The sequence below is a fragment of the Streptomyces sp. KLMMK genome, assembly GCF_036961605.1.
GTDB classification, from domain to species: Bacteria; Actinomycetota; Actinomycetes; order Streptomycetales; family Streptomycetaceae; genus Streptomyces; species Streptomyces telluris.
Genome location: NZ_JBAMDC010000609.1, coordinates 1 through 2,649 on the forward strand (window position 1 = coordinate 1; position 2,649 = coordinate 2,649).

2 protein-coding genes and 1 pseudogene are annotated in these 2,649 nt (G+C 72.3%); 2 read left to right on the plus strand and 1 reads right to left on the minus strand.

What is annotated here, in order from left to right; all coding sequences use genetic code 11:
- Together V7793_RS36215 and ffh are read left to right on the plus strand one after the other, a co-directional pair.
- A partial coding sequence (locus V7793_RS36215; protein ID WP_336013926.1) for an ACT domain-containing protein occupies positions 1-623 on the plus strand: 623 nt, incomplete at its 5' end.
- 76 nt (positions 624-699) lie between these two features.
- Positions 700-2,238 (plus strand): signal recognition particle protein, encoded by a 1,539-nt coding sequence (gene ffh / locus V7793_RS36220; RefSeq protein ID WP_168092845.1) that lies wholly within the window; start codon positions 700-702, stop codon positions 2,236-2,238.
- 128 nt (positions 2,239-2,366) lie between these two features.
- Here ffh and V7793_RS36225 read toward each other — a convergent pair.
- Positions 2,367-2,649: pseudogene (locus tag V7793_RS36225) on the minus strand (SAM-dependent methyltransferase); the annotation flags it as partial.

Here is a 2,649-nt window from a genome sequence, read left to right on the forward strand (position 1 = left end):
CGGGCGGACCGGCGCTGACCCTGGAGCCCCGCCCGGAGGGCACGGCGCCGTCAGAGGACGGCGCCCCGGCCCCCGTCGGCATGGAGCTGCGGATCGCCGTCCCCGACCAGCCCGGCGTGCTGCCCGCGGCCGCCGGCGTCCTCGCGCTGCACCGGCTGACGGTGCGGACCGCCGACCTGTGCGCCGTGGACGGGGCGCTGCTGCTGAGCTGGCGGGTGGCGGCCGAGTACGGAGCCCCGCCCGAGGCCGCCCGCCTGCGCAACGACCTCGTGCGCGCCCTGGACGGCTCCCTCAACGTCCCTGGCCGCCTGGCCGAGCGCGAGGCCGCGTACAGCAGGCGCCGGCGAGGCGTGGTGCACGCTCCGCCGAGCGTGACCGTCGCCGCGGCCGCCTCGCACGGGGCCACGGTCCTGGAGGTGCGCGCCCAGGACGAGCCCGGCCTCCTGCACCGCATCGGGCGGGCCCTGGACGAGGCGGGGGTGTGGGTGCGCAGCGCCCGCGTGAGCACGCTCGGGGCGAGTGCGGTGGATGCGTTCTACGTCACCGCCCCGGACGGGGCCGCGCTCACGCCCCGTGCGGCCTCCGCGGTCGCCCGCGGGATGGAGGAGGCGCTGGGCGGCTGACCGGACCGGGAGGGTGCGGATACCCTTGGGGGTCAGCCGCCGACTTGACACTCAACAAGAAGGATCCGCGACCACCGTGTTCGATACCCTCTCCGACCGCCTCGCAGCGACTTTCAAGAACCTCCGGGGCAAGGGCCGCCTCTCAGAGGCGGACATCGACGCCACCGCGCGCGAGATCCGTATCGCCCTGCTCGAGGCGGACGTGGCCCTGCCCGTCGTCCGTTCGTTCATCAAGCAGGTCAAGGAGCGGGCGCTCGGTGCCGAGGTCTCGCAGGCCCTCAACCCCGCCCAGCAGGTCATCAAGATCGTCAATGAGGAGCTCATCGGCATCCTCGGCGGCGAGACCCGGCGCCTGCGCTTTGCCAAGACCGCGCCGACCGTCATCATGCTCGCCGGTCTCCAGGGTGCCGGTAAGACGACGCTCGCCGGCAAGCTCGGCCGCTGGCTGAAGGCCCAGGGCCACAGCCCGCTGCTCGTCGCCTGCGACCTCCAGCGCCCCAACGCCGTGAACCAGCTCAGCGTCGTCGCCGAGCGCGCCGGCGTGGGCGTGTACGCGCCGCAGCCGGGCAACGGCGTGGGCGACCCCGTCCAGGTCGCCAAGGACTCGATCGAGTTCGCCCGCACCAAGCAGTACGACATCGTCATCGTCGACACCGCCGGCCGCCTCGGCATCGACGCCGAGATGATGCAGCAGGCCGCCGACATCCGCGATGCGGTCTCGCCGGACGAGACCCTCTTCGTCGTCGACGCCATGATCGGTCAGGACGCGGTCAACACCGCCGAGGCCTTCCGCGACGGCGTCGGCTTCGACGGCGTGGTGCTCTCCAAGCTCGACGGCGACGCCCGCGGCGGTGCCGCCCTGTCGGTCGCGCACGTGACCGGCAAGCAGATCATGTTCGCCTCCAACGGCGAGAAGCTGGACGACTTCGACGCGTTCCACCCGGACCGCATGGCGTCCCGCATCCTGGGCATGGGCGACATGCTCAGCCTGATCGAGAAGGCCGAGCAGACCTTCAGCCAGGACGAGGCCGAGAAGATGGCGGCCAAGCTGGCGAAGGGCCCCAAGGAGTTCACGCTCGACGACTTCCTGTCGCAGATGGAGCAGGTCCGCAAGATGGGCTCCATCAGCAAGCTCCTGGGCATGCTGCCGGGCATGGGGCAGATCAAGGACCAGATCAACAACCTGGACGAGCGCGACGTCGACCGCACCGCCGCGATCATCAAGTCGATGACCCCGGCCGAGCGCCAGGACCCGACGATCATCAACGGCTCGCGCCGGGCCCGCATCGCCAAGGGTTCGGGCGTGGACGTCAGCGCCGTCAAGAACCTGGTCGAGCGGTTCTTCGACGCCCGCAAGATGATGTCGCGCATGGCGCAGGGCGGCGGCATGCCGGGCATGCCGGGTCTGCCAGGCATGGGCGGCGGCGCCGGCCGCAAGAAGAAGCAGCAGAAGCAGGCCAAGGGCAAGCGCCAGAGCGGCAACCCGATGAAGCGCAAGGCCGAGGAGCAGGCCGCGGCCGCGCGCCGCGAGGCGGGCGGCGCCCTGGGCCTGCCTGCGGGCCAGGACGCGAAGGACTTCGAACTGCCGGACGAGTTCAAGAAGTTCATGGGCTGACCCAACGGTCCCGGACGGCCTCGTGCGGAGCCCCGTGCGGCGCCCCCCCCGTGCGGCGCCCGCCCCGCAGTACGTCACAGCCCCACGCGGCCGAGCAGGCCGCGGGGGGCTGTCGCATGCGCGCTGCGCTAGGCGCGGGCTATCAGATAGCGGAAGACATTGGGCATCCACACCGTGCCGTCACGGCGCAGATAGGGGTGGAGCGCCTCGGAGAGCTCCTTGACGACCTGCTCCTCGTCGGTGGCGCGGACGGCCGCGTCGAAGGCGCCGGTGGAAAGCATGCCGCGCACCGCGCTGCCCATGTCGGCATAGCCGTAGGGGCACGCCACACGCCCTGAGCCGTCCGGCCGGAGCCCGGCCTGCTGGGCCAGGTTCTCCAGGTCGTCGCGGCCGCACGGCCGCCAGCGCGCC